General features: G+C 70.1%; 15 protein-coding genes. 12 read left to right on the plus strand and 3 right to left on the minus strand.

The genetic code is table 11. The features are described 5' to 3' along the window. Positions 1-35 precede the first annotated feature (35 nt). On the minus strand, positions 36-656 hold the full coding sequence (locus RCH21_RS00855) for a TetR/AcrR family transcriptional regulator (protein WP_120149379.1): 621 nt from the start codon (positions 654-656) through the stop codon (positions 36-38). A gap of 157 nt (positions 657-813) precedes the next feature. Here RCH21_RS00855 and moeB point away from each other — a divergent pair, with 157 nt between their 5' ends. Continuing rightward, positions 814-2,079, plus strand: a complete 1,266-nt coding sequence (moeB, locus tag RCH21_RS00860; RefSeq protein ID WP_326962817.1) for a molybdopterin-synthase adenylyltransferase MoeB — start codon at positions 814-816, stop codon at positions 2,077-2,079. Between the two features lie 37 nt (positions 2,080-2,116). On the opposite strand, the gene RCH21_RS00865 is transcribed toward moeB, so the two are convergent. Continuing rightward, the gene (locus RCH21_RS00865) at positions 2,117-3,535 is read right to left on the minus strand and encodes a glutamyl-tRNA reductase (protein WP_326962818.1); all 1,419 of its coding nucleotides are present in this window, start codon (positions 3,533-3,535) and stop codon (positions 2,117-2,119) included. Positions 3,536-3,718: 183 nt separating this feature from the next. Here RCH21_RS00865 and hemE point away from each other — a divergent pair, with 183 nt between their 5' ends. From hemE to hemL, 8 genes are all read left to right on the plus strand, one after another. Continuing rightward, complete coding sequence (gene hemE, locus RCH21_RS00870; RefSeq protein WP_326962819.1) at positions 3,719-4,780, plus strand: uroporphyrinogen decarboxylase; 1,062 nt, start codon at positions 3,719-3,721, stop codon at positions 4,778-4,780. A gap of 2 nt (positions 4,781-4,782) precedes the next feature. Next, positions 4,783-6,312: a protoporphyrinogen oxidase gene (hemG, locus tag RCH21_RS00875; protein WP_326962820.1), complete on the plus strand. Its 1,530-nt coding sequence runs from the start codon at positions 4,783-4,785 to the stop codon at positions 6,310-6,312. A 78-nt stretch (positions 6,313-6,390) separates the two neighbouring features. Continuing rightward, positions 6,391-7,110, plus strand: coding sequence for a hydrogen peroxide-dependent heme synthase (gene hemQ / locus RCH21_RS00880; protein WP_120149375.1), 720 nt, complete (start codon positions 6,391-6,393; stop codon positions 7,108-7,110). Between the two features lie 47 nt (positions 7,111-7,157). Next, positions 7,158-8,312 carry a ferrochelatase gene (locus RCH21_RS00885; protein WP_120149537.1) on the plus strand — a complete coding sequence of 385 codons (1,155 nt, stop codon included), beginning with the start codon at positions 7,158-7,160 and terminating at the stop codon, positions 8,310-8,312. Beyond that, positions 8,312-9,277, plus strand: coding sequence for a hydroxymethylbilane synthase (hemC, locus tag RCH21_RS00890; RefSeq protein ID WP_326962821.1), 966 nt, complete (start codon positions 8,312-8,314; stop codon positions 9,275-9,277). Before RCH21_RS00885 ends, hemC begins: the two co-directional genes overlap by 1 nt. 5 nt (positions 9,278-9,282) lie before the next feature. Beyond that, entirely contained in the window at positions 9,283-10,155 is an 873-nt protein-coding gene (locus RCH21_RS00895; protein WP_326962822.1) for a uroporphyrinogen-III synthase, read from the plus strand. After that, a complete protein-coding gene (gene hemB / locus RCH21_RS00900) occupies positions 10,152-11,138 on the plus strand; it encodes a porphobilinogen synthase (protein WP_326962823.1) in 987 nt (328 codons plus the stop codon). Before RCH21_RS00895 ends, hemB begins: the two co-directional genes overlap by 4 nt. A 40-nt stretch (positions 11,139-11,178) precedes the next feature. Further along, positions 11,179-12,498 (plus strand): glutamate-1-semialdehyde 2,1-aminomutase, encoded by a 1,320-nt coding sequence (hemL, locus tag RCH21_RS00905; RefSeq protein WP_442784656.1) that lies wholly within the window; start codon positions 11,179-11,181, stop codon positions 12,496-12,498. A gap of 81 nt (positions 12,499-12,579) precedes the next feature. Here hemL and RCH21_RS00910 read toward each other — a convergent pair whose 3' ends face one another. Beyond that, on the minus strand, positions 12,580-13,314 hold the full coding sequence (locus RCH21_RS00910; protein ID WP_326962825.1) for a 3'-5' exonuclease: 735 nt from the start codon (positions 13,312-13,314) through the stop codon (positions 12,580-12,582). Between the two features lie 76 nt (positions 13,315-13,390). Here RCH21_RS00910 and RCH21_RS00915 point away from each other — a divergent pair, with 76 nt between their 5' ends. Genes RCH21_RS00915 through RCH21_RS00925 form a run of 3 tightly spaced genes read left to right on the plus strand, consistent with a single transcriptional unit; the run spans position 13,391 to position 20,607 of the window. Next, complete coding sequence (locus RCH21_RS00915; protein WP_326962826.1) at positions 13,391-13,846, plus strand: MGMT family protein; 456 nt, start codon at positions 13,391-13,393, stop codon at positions 13,844-13,846. 57 nt (positions 13,847-13,903) lie between these two features. Continuing rightward, positions 13,904-17,164: an ATP-dependent helicase gene (locus RCH21_RS00920; protein ID WP_326962827.1), complete on the plus strand. Its 3,261-nt coding sequence runs from the start codon at positions 13,904-13,906 to the stop codon at positions 17,162-17,164. Between the two features lie 2 nt (positions 17,165-17,166). Next, positions 17,167-20,607, plus strand: a complete 3,441-nt coding sequence (locus RCH21_RS00925) for an ATP-dependent helicase (RefSeq protein ID WP_326962828.1) — start codon at positions 17,167-17,169, stop codon at positions 20,605-20,607.

Here is a 20,607-nt window from a genome sequence, read left to right on the forward strand (position 1 = left end):
CTGTGTAGTGAGCGTTGTGCTGCTCCGAACCTACTCTAGATCTCCTTGGGGAAACGGCTGATTCCGCGCCAAGCTAAACGGTAGATGAGCTCAGCGGCGGCGTCGATGTCGAGGCTCCCGTCCGTCTCCAGCCAGTAGCGCGCGCTGATCTGGGCCATGCCCGCGAGGCCGCGACCCAGCAAAGTCGCTTCCACCATCGAGAGCTGCGTGTCCCCGGCGATGACGCCGGCGATGGCACTGGCGAACTGCGCGTTGAACTCCTCGAGACGGCTGCTCACGTCGGGCTCGTTGCTGATGTCCGACTCGAACACGAGCCGGTGCGCCTTGCTGTCCTGCGCGATGAACTGGAAGTAGGCCCGCATGGTCGCGTGCACGCGCAGCTTGTTGTCGTCCGTCGACTTCAGGGCGTCGTGCAGCAGCAAGGTCAGTTCGGCGAGGTGGCTGTCGAGCAGTGCGAGGTAGAGGTCCCGCTTGCCGGGGAAGTGCTGGTACAGCACCGGCTTGCTGACCTTGGCCGCGACGGCGATGTCATCCATCGCCGCACCGTGGTAACCGTTGCCCACGAAGACTTCCTGTGCTGCCGCCAGGAGCTGCCGCCTGCGTTCGTCCCGCGGCAACCGGACGGCTTTTCCTGCGGCGGTCGGTTCAGCAATCACGTAGGGCGATCCTCGGGTTCTTCGGGCGGCTGGCGTCCGATCAGTGTACCCACGAGCGACACCGCGGCATCAGCGTTCGTGCCCGCCACCTCCCCGTGACTCGGCGATGGGCGCGAGCACACTGGCCCGGCGCGCCGGGGGCGGAATACCCTTGGGCATGACCGCTTTGTCGCCCGCACCCAAGGCCCCCGTCGGGGCCGCAACCCTCGCTGACCCGGCGCAGGCCGGTGCTCCGCTGCCTCCGCTCGTCGAGCCCGCGGGCAGCCTGACGCGGGACGAGACCCTGCGCTACTCCCGGCACCTCATCATCCCGGGCTTCGGTACGGAGGCGCAGCTGCGCCTGAAGAACGCCCGCGTGCTCGTGGTGGGAGCGGGAGGCCTCGGTTCTCCGACACTGCTGTACCTGGCGGCGGCGGGCGTCGGCACGCTCGGTATCGTCGAGGACGACGACGTCGAGCTGTCCAATCTGCAGCGCCAGGTGATCCATGGCATGACGGACCTCGGCCGGTCGAAGGCGGAATCGGCGCGCGACAGCATCCTCGAACTGAACCCCCTGGTGGAGGTGGTGCTGCATGAGGAGCGGCTCGACCGCTGGAACGCGCTCGGGCTCTTCGCGGACTACGACCTGATCGTGGACGGCACGGACAACTTTGCCACGCGCTACCTCGTGAATGACGCCGCCGCTCTACTCGGCAAACCCTATGTCTGGGGTTCCATCCTCCGCTTCGACGGCCAGGTCAGTGTCTTCTGGCAGGACCACGGCCCCACCTACCGTGACCTCTACCCGGAAGCACCGCCGCCCGGGGCCGTGCCGTCCTGCGCGGAGGGCGGTGTGCTCGGCGTGCTCTGCGCGCAGATCGGGTCCGTCATGGTCAACGAGGCCATCAAGCTGATCACCGGACTGGGCACGACGCTCCTCGGTCGGGTGCTGGTGTTCAACGCCCTCGACATGACCTGGCGCGAACTGCGCGTGCGGCCGGACCCCACCGCGCAACGGGTCACGGAGCTCATCGACTACGAGCAGTTCTGCGGCCTGCCCGCACAGGGAGCGGCCGACGTTGGGGCGACGGACGGCACCGCGCCCGAGGAACCGGTGCCGACAGTCAGCGTGGAGGAACTGGCCGCCCTCCTCGTCGAGCGTGCCGCCGGAACGGCCGACTTCGATCTGCTCGACGTGCGCAACCCGGAGGAGTACGCCATCGTCAGCATCGACGGCGCGCAGCTCGTTCCGAAGAACCTGATCCTCGACGGCGACGTCCTGGTGGACAGCGCCAGGACCGTGCTCGTCCACTGCAAGTCCGGGGTTCGATCGGCCGACGTCGTGCGTTTCCTGCGGGCGCAGGGACATCCGGATGCGCGGTCGGTCGGCGGGGGGATCATCGAGTGGGTGCGCAGGGTGGAACCGGAGAAGATGACGTACTGAGGGGATGAGCGAGCCGCGCCCCGAGGCTCGGAACCGGTCAGGCGCTCTGTGCGGGCCGTTCGTGGTCCACGGGGCAGACGGCACCATCGGCGTGCGCGTGGGTCGCGTGCAGGCGGGCGCCCGTAACGGCGGCGTCGGACACCACGGCTGTGTCGGCATCCTTCGTGTCCGCAGCTTTGTCGGCGGCAGCCTTGTCCGCGGCAGGCGCGACGTCGATCCCGTACAGCGCCTGGAGGCCCGCGGTGTACTCGTCCTGGCGTCCCTCGGCGGCGAGCTCGCGAGCACGCACGGTCGGTACGTGCAGGAGTTGGCGGACCATCCGGCGGAGCGCGAACTCGACCTCCTCGGCGGCGGCCGTGCAGCCGTGCTGGGCGCGGACACGTTCCATCTCGGAATCGAGGACGGACTGCGTGTGGCGGCGCAGGGCCACGATGGCCGCGTTCATCGCCCGGGTGGTCTGCTGCTCCTCGAAGCTCCGTGCGGCATCGCGTACCAGGTCGCTGGCCTGGGCGAGGGCATCCGACTGCTCCCCGGGTGCTGCGGCCCGGACGGACTCGAGGGTGATGAGCTCCACGTCGTCGAGCATGCCCACGGCGGGATCGAAGTCGTGGCTGAGGGCGAGGTCGATGACGACGAGCGGGCTGGTGCTGCCCTCGCGGATCCGCTCGAGATCGCCTGCATCGATGCGTGCGTCGCTGCCGCTGCAGCCGATGACGACGTCGGCCCGGCGCATGGCGCCCGGCAGTTCTGCTGCGCTCACGGCGGTTCCGCCGCGCGTGGCGACGAAGGCTTCGGCGCGTCCGGAGGAGGAGAACACGGAGATGTCGGTGCAGCCCCGGTCCTTCAGCGCGGCCACCGTGGCGCCCGCGTAGGCACCGGTTCCGAACAGGACGACGGTCTTGCCGGACCAGTCGGCGTCCTCGGACAGGTCACCGGCCAGTTCGAGGGCCACGGAGACGATGGAGCGGCCGCGGCTGCCGAGCGCCGTCTGCGCACCGACGTCCTTCGCTGTCCGTGACGCAGCCTGGAACAGGCGGACCAGGCCGCCACTGGCGGCTCCGGAGCCCTGTGCGTCGATGAGGGCGCGGCGGACCTGGCCTGCGATCTCCCGCTCGCCGATGACGGCGGAGTCGAGGCCGGCACCGACGGCGAAGAGATGTTCGGCGACGTCCTGCCCTGTGTGCGTCTCGAAGGACGAGGAGACGGAGTGTTCGGGGATGCCTGAGTACGCACTGATCGTCGAGACGATCGCGGAGCGGGCGGCCTCGATATCGTCCTCCGAGGGGGCCTCGGCATAGATCTCGAAGCGGTTGCAGGTGGCGAGGACGACGGCGCCGGCGACCGCCCTGTCCTCGGCAAGCACGGCGGAAGGGACCTGGGGTGCCCCGACGCTGAGTCGGGCAACGGTTTCCAGGTCCACATTCGAGTGTGTCGCTACAAGTGAAAGAAGTACCACAACCCTTCGATCATACCGAAAGCACCCCTCTTCCACGGAATAGGACAGCCTTACCGGGGCTTGCGCACCGCGGAATCATGCGGGATTCTGCCCCTTCGCGGTTCCCGTGATGTTGGCCACGCATCCCACCGGGCGGACGGCGCCGGTTAACCAAAAGCTGCGATCTTCGGCAGAATCGGCGGTATGGACCTTGGAGCATCACACCCGCTGGTCGACGGACGCACGTCCGGCTCGGCACTCATCTCCGCCTACCGCGGGCAGACTCCTCATCGGCGTCCCGTGTGGTTCATGCGCCAGGCCGGGCGCTCCCTGCCCGAGTACCGCGCGCTGAGGGAGGGCACGAACATGCTCGAATCCTGCCTGGATCCCGCGATGGCCTCCGAGATCACCCTGCAGCCCGTGCGTCGCCACGATGTCGACGCCGCCATCTTCTTCTCGGATATCGTGATCCCGCTCAAGCTGGCAGGAGTCGACGTCGACATCGTCCCCGGCGTCGGGCCCGTACTCGGCGCTCCGATCCGGTCGGCCGCCGACGTCGCCGCCCTGCCCACCCTGACCGACGAAGCCCTCGAGCCCATCCGCCAGGCCGTCGCACTCACCGTCGCGCAGCTCGGGACCACGCCGCTCATCGGGTTCGCCGGCGCACCCTTCACGCTGGCCGCCTACATGGTGGAGGGAAAACCTTCCCGGGACCACCTCGGTCCCCGCACCATGATGCACGCCGACCCGGAGACCTGGGCGGCCCTGACCGACTGGGCGGCCGACGCTTCCGGCCAGTTCCTCCGTGCGCAGCTCGAGGCCGGTGCCAGCGCGGCACAGCTGTTCGACTCGTGGGCCGGTTCCCTCGGCCTGGCGGACTACCGTCACCACGTCGCGCCTGCCTCCCGCAGGGCGCTGGACCATGTACGGGGTCTCGGTGCTCCGCTCGTCCACTTCGGCACGGGCACCTCGGAACTGTTGGTCGCGATGCACGAGGTAGGCGTCGACGTGATCGGCGTCGACTACCGGCTGCCGCTCGACGAGGCCAACCGGCGCCTCGGCGGAACGGTTCCCCTGCAGGGAAATATCGATCCCGCACTGCTGCCCGCACCGTGGCCCGTCCTCGAGCGCCATGTGCGGGCCGTGCTCGCCGCCGGGTCCTCGGCGCCCGGTCACGTGGTGAACCTCGGTCACGGCGTGCCGCCCGAGACGGATCCGGACGTATTGACGCGGGTCGTCGAGCTCATCCACTCGGTGGAGCCGTAATCGTGCCGAAGGGGGCTCGGACAGACGCCGCAGCAGGGGTGCAGGAAGACGTCGCCCTGACGCAGGGCCCACGCCCTCGTACCGTCGTCGTGATCGGCGGAGGGATGGCCGGGCTCGTGGCCGCGCGGACACTGCTGGCACAGGGTCTCCACGTCACCCTGCTCGAGCGGTCCGGGCGCTTCGGCGGGACGGTCGACGGCCGCATGCTCGGCGGCTTCCAGCTCGACAGCGGCGCCGAGTCCTTCTCCACAAGGTCCGCCACCGTGTCGGCGCTCGCCGCCGAACTGGGCCTGGGGGACCGGATCGTCTCGCCGGACGCCACCGGCGCGTGGGTGCAGCTCCCGGGTAAGGACCTGCAGGCGTCCGCGCAGCCGCTGCCCAGCTCGGGTGTCCTCGGGATTCCCGCAGACCCCTCCGCTCCTGCGATCACCGCCGTGATCGGCCGTGCCGGTGCCCTGCGGGCGGCACTGGACAGGGTCCTGCCCGTCGGGTCCCTGGCAACGCGCAAGAAGGTCAGCCTGGGTGAGCTCGTGCGGACCCGAATGGGGGAGGAGGTCCTCACCCGCCTGGTGGCGCCCGTCGCCGGTGGCGTCTTCTCGGCCGACCCCGACGACCTCGACGTCGACTCCGTGGCACCCGGCCTCCGGGTCACGATGGGTCGCCTCGGATCCCTCGGTGCTGCTGCAGGAGCGCTGCGCGAAGCCGCGCCCGCCGGAGCCGCCGTCGGCGGGCTCGTCGGCGGGATCGCGCAACTCCGCGACGCCCTCGTGGAACAGCTCCAGGCGGACGGCGCCGATCTGAGGACCGGCGAGCAGGTCTCCTCCGTGGCACGCTCCGCGTCGGCGTGGACGGTCACCACCGAGCACTCGGGGCTGACGCGCAGGATCGCGGCCGACGGCGTCCTCGTCGCGACGGAAGGCCGCGCCGCCGTCGACCTGCTGGCACCGGCCATTCCCACGCTCGCCGCCGAGCGACCGGACCCCGTTCCCGGCGTCGCCCTCGTGACCCTGATCGTGGACGTGCCGGAACTCGATGCGCGGCCGCGAGGAACAGGGGTGCTCGTCGCACGCGGCGTCGAGGGCGTCGCGGCCAAGGCGCTCACCCACTCCACGGCGAAGTGGGCGTGGCTGCGGGACCAGGCCGGTCCCGGCTCGCACGTGCTGCGCCTGTCCTTCGGACGCGTGGGAGACACTCCGGCCGACGTCGGGCTCGCCTCGGACGACGACGTCCTCTACCAGCACGCGCTCGCGGACGCATCATCGCTCCTCGGCGTGCCCATCGGTGCAGCGGACGTCCTCGACTGGGACGTCGTGCGGTGGGCGGGCGCGCTGCCGCACGCCTCCGTGGGACACCGTGAGCGCGTGGCCCGCATCCGCGCGCTCGTCGCGGAGGAGTCCAGGACCCTCGGCATCACCGGTGGCTGGCTCGCCGGAACCGGTCTCGTCGCCGTCATCGACGACGCCCGGGCGCGTGCGAAAGCCCTCGCCAGTGCGCTCGCCGATGCCCCGCTCACCGGGGACCCGACCGACTGAAGGTGACCTTAATCTCTTCTACCCGCCGTAGAAGAAAAGGATTTCGGTTCGCCTTCGGCCAAGGGGCAAACTAGTACCATGACTGAGCTAACCGGTAGCAACCCCGCCCACGCTCCACAGCACACCGGGGAGGGCGACGACGCCGCCGGTGAACTGTTCTACACCCTCTGGACCGTCTTCAAGCGGGGTACCGCCACCGCTGGTTCCGGTGCCCGGACGCTGGAGGAGGTCATCGCATCCTTCGAGTCGGACGGCGTGGTGCTGCGCGGCTTCTACGACGTCTCCGCGCTCCGGGCCGACGCCGACGTGATGGTGTGGCTGCACGGCCCGCGTCCCGAGAACCTGCAGGCGGCCATCCGCAGACTGCGCCGCACGGCGATCTTCGCTGAGACCACCATGGTGTGGTCGGCCATGGGCGTGCACCGCGACGCCGAGTTCTCCAAGTCCCACAGCCCCGCCTTCTCCCGCGGCGTGGCTCCCGCCGAGTGGGTCTGCGTCTACCCGTTCGTCCGGTCCTACGAGTGGTACATCCTCCCGACCGACGAGCGCCGCGGGATGCTCATGGACCACGGGCTGAAGGGCAGGAAGTACCCGCAGGTCATTTCCAACACGGTGTCATCCTTCGCCCTCAACGACTACGAATGGATCCTGGCACTCGAGGCTCCCGAACTCGTGGACCTCGTGGACCTCATGCGGTACCTCCGGGAGACCGAGGCACGCCGCCACGTCCGCGAGGAAGTGCCGTTCTACACGGGCCGGCGGATCAACCACGACGAGATTGCAGAGGTGCTCCAGTGACGACACAGGCATTCAACCCCCTCGACGGGGTCGACGAGAACGGCCGGATGGCACCGAAGGCGTACGACGCCGTCGTGCTCGCCTCCTTCGGCGGACCCGAGGGCCAGGACGACGTCATCCCTTTCCTGCGTAATGTGACCCGCGGCCGCGGCATCCCGGACGAGCGCCTCGAGGAGGTCTCGCACCACTACCGCGCCTTCGGCGGCGTGAGTCCCATCAACGGCCAGAACCGCGCCCTGCGCGCTGCGATGGAGGCCGAGCTGCGCCGTCGCGGTATCGATCTGCCCGTGTTCTGGGGCAACCGCAACTGGGAACCCTTCATCGCCGACACTCTCCAGGAGGCGTACGACGCCGGTCACCGCAAGGTGCTCGCCGTGACCACGAGCGCCTATTCCTGCTACTCGAGCTGCCGCCAGTACCGCGAGGACCTCGGGATGGCCCTCGTGAAGACCGGGCTGGAAGGACGGCTCGAGGTGGACAAGGTCCGTCAGTACTTCGACCACCCGGGCTTCGTCGAGCCTTTCGTCGAGGGCGTGGGCGAGGGCCTCGCGAAGGTTCGCGCCGGCCTCGCCGAGAAGGGGGAACCCGACGCCCCCGTGCACATCATGTTCTCGACCCACTCGATCCCCATGGGAGACGCTGAAGCGGCGGGTCCGCGCGACGGCGAGGGCGGGCCCGCCTACGAGGGCGGGGCCTACGTGGCGCAACATCTCGCGACCGCGCAGGCCGTCCTCGACAGGATCCCCGAGGCTGCCGGTGTCGAATGGTCGCTGGTCTACCAGTCCCGCTCCGGCGCCCCGCACATCCCGTGGCTCGAGCCGGACATCAGCGATGCGCTCCGCGACCGTTACGAGAACGGCACGCGTGGCGTCGTCATCGTCCCGCTCGGGTTCGTCTCCGACCACATGGAGGTGGCCTGGGACCTCGACACGGAGGCCATGGAGACCTGCGGGGAACTCGGGATCGTGGCCGATAGGGTCCCTACCCCGGGAACCCACGTGAAGTTCGTCGAGGGTCTGATCGACCTGATCCTCGAGCGGACCGTCGAGGGCACCATCACGGATCGTCCGTCCACGACGGCGCTGGGACCCTGGTTCGACGTGTGCCGGCCCAACTGCTGCGCGAACCGCCGCGGAGAGAAGCCGACGGTCGCCGCCGTCGACTCCACCGTGGGCACGCCGCTGCCCAACCCCGGCCCGTGATGACGCCGGGCAGCCCAGGCTCTCCAAGCATCAGGGTCGGGACGCGGGGCAGCACCCTCGCGCTGACCCAGACCACGACGGTCGCCGAGCGGGTCTCGGGGCTCGCGGAGCTCCCCTACGCGCTCGTGCGGGTCCGCACCGAAGGTGATGTCCTGAAGGGCTCGCTGTCGCAGATCGGCGGCACGGGCGTCTTCGTCGCGGCACTGCGGGACGCGCTGCTCGAGGAACGCTGCGACATCGCGGTGCACTCCCTGAAGGACCTCCCCACGCTGCCCGCGCCCGGCCTCACGGTGGCGTCCGTGCCCGAGCGCGAGGATGTCCGCGACGCCCTCTGCGCGCGGGACGGGCTGACGCTCGCCACACTTCCTGACGGGGCGCGCGTAGGCACCGGATCGCCCCGGCGCGCGGCACAGCTCCGGGCCGCGCGTCCCGGGCTCGAGGTCGTGGACATCCGCGGAAACGTCGATACGCGCCTCGGTCGGGTCGCGGGGCTCGTCATGGGCGCGCCCGGAGACCTCGACGCCGTCGTCCTTGCCGCCGCCGGCCTGCGCCGCCTCGGGCGGGAGGACGCCATCACGGAGCTCATCGACACCGATGTCATGCTGCCCGCTCCAGGGCAGGGAGCGCTGGCCGTCGAGTGCAGGGAAAGCGAGGCGATGCCGCACGTCCGCGAGGCGCTGGCCGCTTACGACCACCTGCCCACACGCCTCGCCGTGACTGCGGAGCGAGCCGTCCTGCTGCAGCTCGAGGCCGGGTGCTCCGCGCCGATCGGGGCACTCGCCCGCATCGAGGGGGAGGATCTCGCCCTCGAGGCCGTCGTCTGCAGCCTGGACGGCCGGTCCATTCTCCGTCGAACCCGATCAGCACGCGCCACCGATGCCGTGGCAGCCGCGCGGCTCGGACTCGAGCTCGCCGAGGAGCTGCTCGCGTCGGGCGCCGCCGACATCGCGCCGCTGAACAGCTAGCCCTCGTGGCGGATGATCGGGCGTCCCGGGTGGTGATCGTCCTCCGGCATCCCTCGCGGTCGGTGCGGATCGCCGCGGAACTGGCGTCGATGGGCATGACCGTGTACGCGCTGCCCCTCACGGACGCCGAACTGCCGGTCGACGTCGGAGCCGCCTCCCGTGAACTTCTGGCCCTCGGTCGCGGGGAGTACCGCTGGCTCGTGGTGACGAGCGGCAATGCAGTCAACGCCCTGGAGCTGCTCACCCGCTCGGGAGGGGGCACGCTCGCCGGTGCCGTCGCGACCGGCGGGGCCAGGGTGGCCGCCGTCGGCTCGGCCACGGCCCGCCTGCTCACCGACGCCGGCATCACCGTCGACCTTGTCCCGGAGGACGCGTCCTCCCTGGGCCTGCTCCGGGCCTTCGAGCGCGGGAACGGCGGGGTCCTCCTGCCCCAGGCCGACCTCGCGCCCGATGATCTCCGGGCCGGTCTGACCGGCCTCGGCTGGTCGGTGCGCCGGATCGAGGTCTACCGCACCGTCCCGTACCCGGCGGACCCTGCCCGGCGTGTGCCCGGCGTCGTCGAGCAGGGAACGCCGCCACCGCTGCTGGCGCCGGACGGCGTCGTCGCGCTCGCGTCCTCCGGTGTCCAGCCCGCCGTCGTCTTCACGGCGCCGAGCGCGGTCCTCCAGTTTCGTGAAAGGCTGGCCGACGGGCCCCTGGCCTTCCATCCCGTCGCCATCGGCCGAACCACGGCAGCGGCCCTGCGGACGCAGGGCTGGGGACCGGGAGCGATAGCCACGGACCCGACACCGCAGGGCATCGCAGCGGCCGTCGAAGAGGCCTTCCGCAGCGACGGAAAAACCCTCGCGCCCGCACCAGACAACGGAGAGAAGTCATGAGTTTCCCCCAGCACCGCCCGCGACGGCTGCGCTCAACACCCGCGCTGCGGCGCATGGTGGCCGAGTACCGCGTCCACCCGTCCGAACTGATCCTGCCGGCGTTCATCCGCGAGGGGCTCACCGAGCCGTCGCCCATCCTCTCCATGCCCGGCGTCGTGCAGCACACCACGGACTCCCTGAAGCGCGCAGCGGCGGAAGCCGTGGAGCGCGGCGTGGGCGGCATCATGCTCTTCGGCATCCCCGAGCACCGCGATGCGACGGGCAGCGCGGGGATCGACCCCGATGGCGTCCTCAACAGGGCGATCACGGCTGTCCGCTCCGAGGTCGGGGACGCGCTCGTCGTGATGAGTGACGTCTGCCTCGACGAATTCACCGACCACGGCCACTGCGGCGTGCTCGCCGACGACGGCTCTGTCGACAACGACGGCACACTGGCCCTGTACGCCCGGATGGCCGTGGAGCAGGCCAGGGCCGGTTCCCATGTCCTCGGCCCCTCCGGCATGATGGACGGCCAGGTCGCCGTCATCCGCCAGGCCCTGGACGAGGAGGGCTACCAGGACACCGTGGTCCTCGCGTACGCCGCCAAGTACGCCTCCGCGTTCTATGGCCCGTTCCGCGAGGCCGTCGACTCACAGCTCGTCGGCGACCGCAGAACCTACCAGATGGACGCGGCGAACCGCCGGGAGGCCATCCTCGAAGTGGAGCTCGACATCGAGGAGGGCGCCGACATGGTGATGGTCAAACCCGCCATGAGCTATCTCGATGTCCTCGCCGACGTCGCGGCCATGTCACCGGTGCCGGTTGCCGCCTACCAGATCTCCGGGGAGTACGCGATGATCGAGGCCGCTGCCGCGAACGGCTGGATCGACCGCCGCCGTGCCATCGAGGAGTCCGTCCTCGGCATCAAGCGCGCCGGTGCGCAGATGATCCTCACCTACTGGGCCTCGGAGCTGGCGCTCTGGCTCGACGAACACCACAGCTAAGGACCGCATCATGACGAACCCTTCGACGACCTCAGCGCCGATGTCCGACACCCTGTACGAGCGCGCCCGTGCCCTCATGCCCGGCGGCGTCAACTCGCCGGTCCGCGCCTTCGGATCGGTAGGCGGGACGCCGCGCTTCCTCGTCGATGCCCACGGCGCCTACGTCACCGACGCCGACGGCAAGGAGTACGTGGACCTCGTCTGCTCGTGGGGCCCGGCGTTGCTCGGCCACTCCCACCCCGACGTCATTGCTGCGGTGCATCGCGCCGTCGACCACGGGCTGACCTTCGGTGCCTCCACACCGGCCGAGGCCGACCTGGCGCAGCTCGTGAAGGAGCGCGTGCCCGCCGTCGAGCTCCTGCGCATGGTCTCAACCGGGACCGAGGCGACCATGACCGCGGTCCGGCTCGCCCGCGGGTTCACCTCGCGCAACCTCATCATCAAGTTCGCCGGGTGCTATCACGGCCACGTGGACAGCCTCCTCGCGTCCGCCGGGTCCGGCGTCGCGACCCTCGCGCTGCCCGGATCGGCAGGAGTCACGGAGGCGACGACCGCCGAGACCCTCGTCCTGCCCTACAACGACATCGAGGCCGTCGAGGAGGCGTTCCGCACGCACGGCGAGCACATTGCGGCCGTCATCACCGAGGCGGCACCGGCCAACATGGGCGTCGTGACGCCCGCACCCGGCTTCAACGCCTTCCTGAGCCGCATCACCTCGGAGCACGGCGCGCTGTTCATCGTGGATGAGGTCATGACGGGCTTCCGCACCCACGCGGGCGGATTCTGGAAACTGACGGGCGGGGCCGATGACGCCGAGCATCCATGGACGCCGGACCTCCTGACCTTCGGCAAGGTCATCGGCGGCGGAATCCCCGCGGCTGCGCTCGGCGGACGGGCTGATGTGATGAACTACCTCGCACCGATCGGGCCGGTCTACCAGGCCGGCACGCTCTCCGGCAACCCCATCGCCATGGCCGCGGGCGTCGCGACCCTGACCGCCGCCACCGACGACGTCTACCGTCATGTCGACGCGCGTTCGCTGGAGCTGAGCGAAGCCCTGTCCGTGGAACTCTCGAGGGCAGGGGTCGATCACTCCATCCAGCGGGCGGGAAACCTCTTCAGCGTGGCCTTCGGCACCGCCGATCACGGGGTGTGGAACTACGCCGACGCGCAGGGCCAGGAAGCCTTCCGCTACGGTCCGTTCTTCCACTCCATGCTCGACTCGGGCGTCTACCTCCCGCCCTCGGTGTACGAGGCCTGGTTCCTCTCAGCGGCGCACGACGACGCTGCCATGGAGCGCATCCACGCGGCGCTGCCCGCCGCGGCCAGGGCGGCTGCAGCCGCAGTGCCGCTCGCCTGAGGCGTCGCGGCACGAGAAGTAGGCGGTCCGACGATTCCCTGACGAACAAGGCCTGCCGGGCTACGTGGGAGCCGTCGCCGTTCAGGCGGCGGAGCCGACCGGCACCAGGACCTCTCCGGTCGCATCCGATGCTTCTCCGATGATCGGCCACGCCCGCTCGATGACGGCGTCAGGGTCCGTCCTGCGGAGGTACTCCTCGAAGTTTGCCGCCTGGCGGTCCGCCCAGACGATCAGGGCTGCGTGAAGGTCGGCTGCCGGCCGCTGAAGGAAGGCGTAGTGCTCGGCGAGGATCCGGCCCACCTGCAGGGTAGCGAGGACATCCGCGGCGGAGGTGTGCGCGTTCTCGAAGGGCACCCCGTAGTGCTCACAGACGGCCGTCAGCGTGCGTTTGCCCCGCCGGTACCGGTCCGCCTGCTTGTCCATGATGAACGGGTCGATCACGGGCAAGGGCAGGGGCGTCTCCACCCCGTGGCGGTGCCCCTCCTGTGCGAGGACCGTGAAGTCGTAGCGCGCGTTGTAGGCGAGGACGGGTACGCCGTCGCCGAACAGGCGCGCGAGCACCGCGGAGATTCCCCGGACGACGTCGGCGGCGGGCAGGCCGTGGGCCTGCGCGTGCGCCGTCGTGATGCCGTGGATGGCGGCGGCACCGTCCGGGATGTCGACGCCCGGATCAGCCAGCCACTCGTGGTGTTCCAGCACGGCGCCGGAGCCGTCGACGAGGATGATCGTCGCGGTGACGATCCGCGCCGACAACGGATCGCGTCCCGTCGTTTCGAGGTCGAAGGCCGCCCTCGGTGCCATGTGCCAGCTCGTCATGGCACCACGGTACTGGCGGGGTCCGACGAATTGGCGGGTGCCGCTCCGCCGAGCGCCCGGGACTAGGGTTGAACGCATGCGCACACCACCCGTCGGCGGCGGGGAGCCCCCCGGGCAGCACAACGTCGAACAGGCACGGGAACCCGCGCCCCGCATCGCCTCCGAGGCCTACGCCCGGGCAGTCCTGGACGTCACGGAGCTTATACCCGAGGGCCGGGTGCTCACGTACGGGGACATCGCCGAGCTGCTCACATGCGGCGGTCCGCGCCAGGTGGGCAGGGCCCTGTCCCGCGCCTCGCGCGACGTGCCCTGGTGGCGGGTGCTTCGGGCCGGCGGTCATCCCGCGCGCGGGCTGGCGCTGCACGCGCGGCCCCACTACGACGACGAGTGCACGCCGCTGTCCGTCCGGCCGGGCACCACCGATCCGGAGGACTTCCGCGTGGATCTTGCTTCCGCCCGCTGGTGGCCGTCGGATGCGGACCATGCCGTCCTGGCCGCTCTCGGCGCGTCCCTCAGGCGCGCCGGACCGTAGCAAGGCACCCCTGTTGCGGTACCGCTGATTGTCCGTGGCATGTGATGGTCTAGATACATGACGAGCACTCTCAACGATGTCCCGCCGGCGTCCGTCGCCGGCGCCGGGATCGCCCCTCCCCGCGTTCCCGCGAGGGGATACGACGTCGTCCTCCACTCGCTGCAGGACATCACCGGTCAGGTCCTCGTCCTCGGTGCACCCGGAAGCGGGAAATCCTCGCTCCTCACCGACTTGGCGGTCCGTCGGATCGAGGCAGGAACCCTCGACCCGGAGGGGCTCCTCGTCCTGGGGCCCACCCGTGCAGCCGCCACCAGGCTCCGGGACGAACTGACGGCGAAACTGGATCGCAGCATCAGCACGGCGCCCGCACGGACCTGGTCCTCCTACGCCTTCGACCTCATCCGCCGGGCCCGGGCCGAGGGTCGCACCCCCACCATCACGCGTGCGCCGAGGCTCCTCTCGGGAGCCGAACAGGACCTCATCATCAAGGAGCTCCTCTCCGGGCACGGACGCGACGGCGCCCCGCTGCTCGACTGGCCGTCGAGCCTGGCCCTGGCACTGCCGACCCGCGGATTCCGGCAGGAGATCCGGGACCTCTTCGACCGGGTGAGCGAGTACGGGGTGCCGGCGGAGGACCTGGCTGCCTGGGGACAGCGCTTCGATCGCCCGGACTGGGTGGCGGCGGCGGCCCTCTACCGCGAGTATCGTGACGTCCTCGACCTTCGAATGCCCGAAGCATTCGACCCGGCGGGAATCCTGACCGCCGCACGCGAGATCCTCGAGACGGATCAGGACTTCCTCGACCGGGAGCGCCAACGCCTTCAGCTCGTCCTCGTGGACGACTACCAGGAGGCGAATCCCGCCGTCCATGCACTGCTGGGGCTCATCGGGGCGGGCAACGACGTCGTGATCACATCCTGTCCCGACACGGTGGCCCAGGGCTTCCGTGGTGCCCGTCCGGAACTGGCCGGGCGCCTGTCCACCCTGTTCCGCCGCGGTGGGGGCCTGACCACGGTGACACTGCCCGGATCCCTGACCCTGACCGGCAGCCTCGCCGAGGCGTGGGGCAATGTCGCCGCCCGCATCGCGACGAGCGGAGTCAGCACGGCCTACCGATCCCTGCCCCCGTCGACGACGGACGTACCGGTCGTCTCCGCGCACGTGCTCGACAGCGCATTCCACGAGCAGCGGTTCATCACGCAGCGGGTGCTCGAGGCCCACCTGTTCGGGGAGCGCAGCCTGGACGACATCGCGGTGATCGTCCGGAACGGCGCACAGGTGTCGGCGGTGCAGCGTTTCCTCACGGCGCAGGGTATCGCCGTGAATGTTCCTGCCGCTGAGACGGCCATCCGTGAGGAGCCGGCGGTGCGGCCGCTGCTCGACCTCTTCGCCGTCGTGGTGGGGCGTGCGGAGCTGGACACCGAACTGTGCATCTCGCTGCTCACCTCGAGGATCGGCGGCGCCGGCAGCCTCGATCTGCGGCGACTGCGCCAGATCCTGCGGCGCACGGAACTGCAGCGGGGCGGAGGACGAACGAGCGACGAGCTTCTGACCGCGCTGTTCTCCGCGCCGGACGAGATTGCCGCACTCCCGACCGAGGGCGCGCCCGCGCGTCGGCTGTACCGTATGCTCGACGCCGGAAAGGCGGCTGTCGCCGACCCGGCGCGGGACCCGGAGACCGTCCTGTGGGCGCTCTGGTCGGCCTCCGGACTCGCGCAGCGCTGGTCGGCAGCAGCCCTGTCCGAAGGCCCGTCCTCGACCCGCGCGGATCGGGATCTGGACGCCATGATGGCCCTGTTCCATACTGCGGAGCGTTTCGTGGAGCAGATGCCCGGTGCCGATCCCGAGCTCTTCCTCGACTACATCCTCAGCCAGGACATCCCGATGGACACGCTGGCGCAGCGCACGAAGCGGCAGGCGTCGGTCTCGGTGCTCACTCCCGCGAGTGCGGCAGGGCGGCACTGGCCCCTGGTAATCGTCGCCGGCGTGCAGGAGGGCGTCTGGCCGAACCTCCGCCTCCGGGGAGAACTACTCGGTTCCGGCGAGTTGCGGGCCCTGCTCGATCACGGCGAGTCCTTCCGGAGCACGAGGGACCCTGTGTCGCTGCTGCAGGACATCCGCTTCGACGAGCTACGGACCTTCTCGCTCGCGGTGTCGCGGGCCACGCAGGAACTGGTCTGCTGCGCCGTCTCCTCCCAGGACGAGCAGGCCTCGCAGTTCCTCGATGTGGTGGACCCTCTGCCGGGCGGCCTCGCCGAGCGGCCGCGCACCCAGGTCCTGCGTCCGGTCACCCTCCGTGCCCTGGTCGCGGAGTTGCGCACCTTCGCCCAGGACCCCCGGGCGAGCGCAGCGCTGTCGCGGGAGGCCGTCCGGCACCTCGGACGCATGGCGGTGTTGGAGCCTCCCGTGCCCGGCGCCCACCCGTCCCAGTGGTGGGGCATCCTCGGACCGAGCAGCGAGGACCCCGTGGTGCCCGTCGACCAGCCGATCCCGGTGTCGCCTTCGAAGGTCGAGTCCGTCCTGACTTCACCCCTCAGCTGGTTCGTCTCCGCGGCAGGGGGAGAGCGCACCACGGACTTCGCCCGCTCGCTCGGCACCCTCGTCCACCAGATCGCGCAGGATCTCCCGGACGCCACCGGCAACGAGTACGTCCGCGAACTCGAACGCCGCTGGCCGCAGTTGGGCATCAAGGACACGTGGGAAGGTCGAGCCGATTTCAGGCGCGCCGAGGGGATGGTACGCAAGCTCGCCGCCTACGTCCTGTCGATGAGGAAGGACGGACGGACGCTCCGGGCCACCGAAGTGGACTTCTCGGTGGATCTCGATGTCGAACTGGACGGTGTCCAGAGGATCGCACGGCTCCGTGGCCAGATCGACCGGCTCGAGCTCGACGTCGAGGGTCGTTTCGTCGTCGTCGACCTCAAGACAGGCAAGAGCGCTCCCGCGGTCGCCGACATCACCCACCATCCGCAACTGGCCGCCTACCAGACGGCCGTGGCGTCGGGTGCGCTGCTGGATGACGGGGGCGACGGTGACGACACCGGAACGGTTTCCCCTGACTCGGGAAGCACGGCTCCCGGAGGTGCTTCCCTCGTGCAGCTGGGCACCACATCGAAGAACGTGTCCGTGCAGGAGCAGCCACCGGTGGAGCCGAGGGATACCTGGGCGAGGACCATGATCGAGGAGGCCGCCGCACTGATGTCTGCCGCGACGTTCGACACCATCCACGACCCCCGGCGCTCCGGGTTCGGAGGAAGCGGTTGCCGCCTGCCGGAGGTTTGCCCCCTGTGTGAAGAGGGTAAGCAGGTGACCCAGTAGTGGTGTCGGGGGCAATCCGCGGGGCGGCCGCCGGGACGACGGTCCCGCGCTACTCGGCTCGGCAACTGGCTGATCTCCTGCATTCGGATCCTGATGCTCCGGTGCAGTATCCGACCGAGGACCAGGCGCGGGTGATCGAGGCCCCGCTGGAGCCCCTGCTCGTCATCGCGGGTGCCGGATCGGGGAAGACCAAGACCATGGCTGACAGGGTGGTCTGGCTCGTTGCCAACGGCCTGGTGCGCCCCGAGCAGATCCTCGGCGTCACCTTCACTCGGAAGGCAGCCGGCGAGCTCGCCTCGCGCGTCCGGCAGCGACTGGCGCTGCTGTACGCAGCGCTCTCGCGTGATGACGCCACAGCAGGCGGGGATGCGCTCGACCGACTGGACCCCGCCATCTCGACCTACCACTCCTTCGCGAACGGCATCGTGCAGGACTACGGCCTGCGCATCGGCGTCGAACGTGATTCGGTCATGCTCGGTACCGCGCAGTCGTGGCAGCTGGCTTCGTCCGTCGTGGAAGCGTACGACGGCGAGTGGGAGCACTTCACGGCAGCGAAGAGCACTCTCGTCAAGGGCCTCCTCGATATGGCGGGGGAGTGTGCGGAGCATCTTGTGAGCCCCGCGACCGTGCGGGACGAGCTCCGACGCCACATCGACTTCGTCGCGTCGCAGCCCTACGTGGCGGGTTCCAGCAAGGCCGCAGCCCAGAAGGTCCAGGAGCTGTTGAACAAGCTGCGCACCCGCGTCACGGTCACCGAACTCGTCGACCGGTATGCCGCCGCGAAGCTGACCCGCCGACAGCTCGATTTCGGGGACCTGGTGTCGCTCGCGGCCAGGATCGCGCAGGACATCCCGGAAGCCGGACAGATGGAGCGCGAGAAGTATCGGGTGATACTGCTCGACGAGTTCCAGGACACCTCCCATGCGCAGATGGTCCTGTTTTCCCGCCTGTTCGCCGACGGCCGGTCCGTCACCGCCGTCGGCGACCCGCACCAGTCGATCTACGGGTTCAGGGGAGCCTCCGCGGGCCAGCTCGGAACCTTCCGCACCGCGTTCCCGAGAATTGCCGCCGACGAACGCACCCCGTCCGGGGTGGCGCACCTGTCGGTCGCCTGGCGGAATTCGACGTCGATCCTCGAGGCGGCGAACACGGTGTCGGAGCGCCTCAATGTTCCCGCACCCTGGCTCCGCAACGCCCCGGTGCACCAGGTTCCCCGCCTCGTCGCACGGCCGGCTGCGCCGCTCGGTGACGTCACGCTCGGGCGCTTCCTCACGGACGCTCCTGTCAACCCGGCCGTCCCGGCGAAGAACGGCGGGTCACCGGACCCGGCCGCCCCCGTCCTCAGCGAGGCCGAGGCGATCGCCCGCGAGGTGCTGCGCCAGCGCCGTCGCTCCTTCGAGAAGGGCGACGACGGCGTCCCGCTCCGGCCGACGATGGCGGTCCTGTGCCGCGGGCGCAAGCAGTTCGAACCGATCCGCCGTGAACTCGAACGCGCAGGTGTGCCGGTGCAGGTCGTCGGCCTCGGAGGCCTGTTGCGGACTCCCGAGATCGTCGACCTGCTCGCCACCCTCAGGGTCCTCGGCGACCCCGACCGCTCGGATTCGATGCTCAGGCTCCTGGCAGGTGCTCGCTGGCGTCTCGGGGCTGCGGATCTCATGGCACTCGGCGACTGGTCGAGGCAGCTGGCCCGGACGAGGGAGGCGATGTTCCGACGCGGCACCACAGCGGGGGAGGCGCTCGACGACGAGCAGAGCAGGGACGCCGTTGTTGCGCCCGACCTCGCCGAGGCGGGGAGCCTCGTCGAGGCGGTCGACTACCTTCCGCCGTCGGACTGGGTCTCCTCCGCCGGCAGGTCGCTCAGCGGTATCGCGCGCGAACGCCTGGACGTCCTGAGGAGGGAGTTGCGAACCCTTCGAGGGTTCGTGGGCGACGATCTCGGCACCATGATCGGCGAGGTCGAGCGGACCATTCTTCTGGACATCGAGGTGGCAGCGAAGCCCGGCGTCAGCATCCACGAGGCGCGTCGCAACCTCGACGCCTTCACCGAAGCCGTCGCGGGGTTCGTATCCAGCGCCGAGCGGGTCGATCTCCCTGCGTTCCTTGCATGGCTCGAGGCCGCCGACCAGGAGGAGGACGGCCTGCCTGTCACGCAGCTCGAGGCCAGCAGGGACGCGGTGCAGCTCCTCACGGTCCACGCGTCGAAGGGCCTCGAGTGGGACGTGGTGTTCGTGCCGGGCCTGAATGAAGGATCCTTCCCCAGCGGCAAGGATTCCCGCTGGAGCACCGGAGACTCCTCGATCCCCTGGCCCCTGCGTGGTGACGCGCCCGAGCTACCCCAGTGGGACTGGGAACAGCAGGACCAGAAGGAATGGTTGGCCAGCGAGAGGGAGTTCACCGATGAGGCCAGGGCACATGCCGAGCGTGAGGAACGACGCTTGGCCTACGTCGCCTTCACCCGCGCGAAGCACGCCCTCGTGTGCACCTCGTCGGCGTGGAGCCGTGGCCGATCGCGACCGTCAGGGCCCTCGTCCTACCTGACCGACCTCGCGGCCCTCGCCGAATCCGGCTCCCCCGGATTCACGCTGCCGCACTGGCTGGCCGACGGCGATGAGGGGGATGCGAACCCCGCCAATGCGAGGCCGGAGCGGGCCGTGTGGCCGTTCGATCCGCTCGGCTCCCGGCGTGCAGACCTGGAGCAGGCAGCGCGCGCCGTCCTCGAGCAGGCAACAGCTCCCACGCTCGACGTCGACGTCGACGGCGGGCGCTGGGGCCGCGAGGTGAGGCTCGCGCTCGCGCGCCAGGCGCGCGAGCGTGAACGGATGCCGCTCGCGCTCCCCTCGCACATCTCCGCGTCGATGCTCGTCGAGCTGCGTGAGGATGCGGATGCCGTCATGCAGCAGTTGCGGAGACCGCTACCCCGGCGCCCAGGATCAGCCGCACGCAAGGGCACGGCCTTCCACGCCTGGATCGAGGAATTCTACGGATCGGGCGGGATGCTCGATCTCGGAGAGTACCCCGGCGGCGCGGACGCGTACGTGGACGAGACGCTCGGACTGAAGGACATGGCCGCAATTTTCGAACAGTCCGAGTGGGCGCTGCGTGAACCTGCCGCCATCGAGGCCCCCATCGAGACGAAGATCGGCGGCATCGTCGTGCGCGGCCGGATCGACGCCGTTTTCCGCGATTCGGACGGCGGATGGGACCTCATCGACTGGAAGACGGGCCGGCCTCCGGCTCCCGACCGGCGAGCGGCGAAAGCCGTGCAACTCGCCGTGTACCGGCTGGCCTGGTCACGGCTGAAGGAGGTGCCGCTCGAGAAGGTGCGGGCTGCCTTCTTCTACGTCGCGGACAACCTGGTGGTGCGGCCGCACGATCTGTCCGATGCCGCCCAACTCGAGGCCATCATCGCGGCGGCAGGCACCTCGGCGGACGGACACGCGTGA

The sequence above is a fragment of the Arthrobacter sp. PL16 genome, assembly GCF_035985055.1.
Classification (GTDB): domain Bacteria; phylum Actinomycetota; class Actinomycetes; order Actinomycetales; family Micrococcaceae; genus Arthrobacter_D; species Arthrobacter_D cheniae.

Coding starts and splice junctions, on each gene's coding strand:
- moeB (WP_326962817.1), top strand. CDS start 814: ATGACCGCTTTGTCGCCCGCACCCAAGGCCCCCGTCGGGGCCGCAACC.
- hemE (WP_326962819.1), top strand. CDS start 3,719: ATGGACCTTGGAGCATCACACCCGCTGGTCGACGGACGCACGTCCGGC.
- hemQ (WP_120149375.1), top strand. CDS start 6,391: ATGACTGAGCTAACCGGTAGCAACCCCGCCCACGCTCCACAGCACACC.
- RCH21_RS00885 (WP_120149537.1), top strand. CDS start 7,158: ATGGCACCGAAGGCGTACGACGCCGTCGTGCTCGCCTCCTTCGGCGGA.
- hemC (WP_326962821.1), top strand. CDS start 8,312: ATGACGCCGGGCAGCCCAGGCTCTCCAAGCATCAGGGTCGGGACGCGG.
- hemB (WP_326962823.1), top strand. CDS start 10,152: ATGAGTTTCCCCCAGCACCGCCCGCGACGGCTGCGCTCAACACCCGCG.
- hemL (WP_442784656.1), top strand. CDS start 11,179: ATGTCCGACACCCTGTACGAGCGCGCCCGTGCCCTCATGCCCGGCGGC.
- RCH21_RS00910 (WP_326962825.1), bottom strand. CDS start 13,314: ATGACGAGCTGGCACATGGCACCGAGGGCGGCCTTCGACCTCGAAACG.
- RCH21_RS00915 (WP_326962826.1), top strand. CDS start 13,391: ATGCGCACACCACCCGTCGGCGGCGGGGAGCCCCCCGGGCAGCACAAC.
- RCH21_RS00920 (WP_326962827.1), top strand. CDS start 13,904: ATGACGAGCACTCTCAACGATGTCCCGCCGGCGTCCGTCGCCGGCGCC.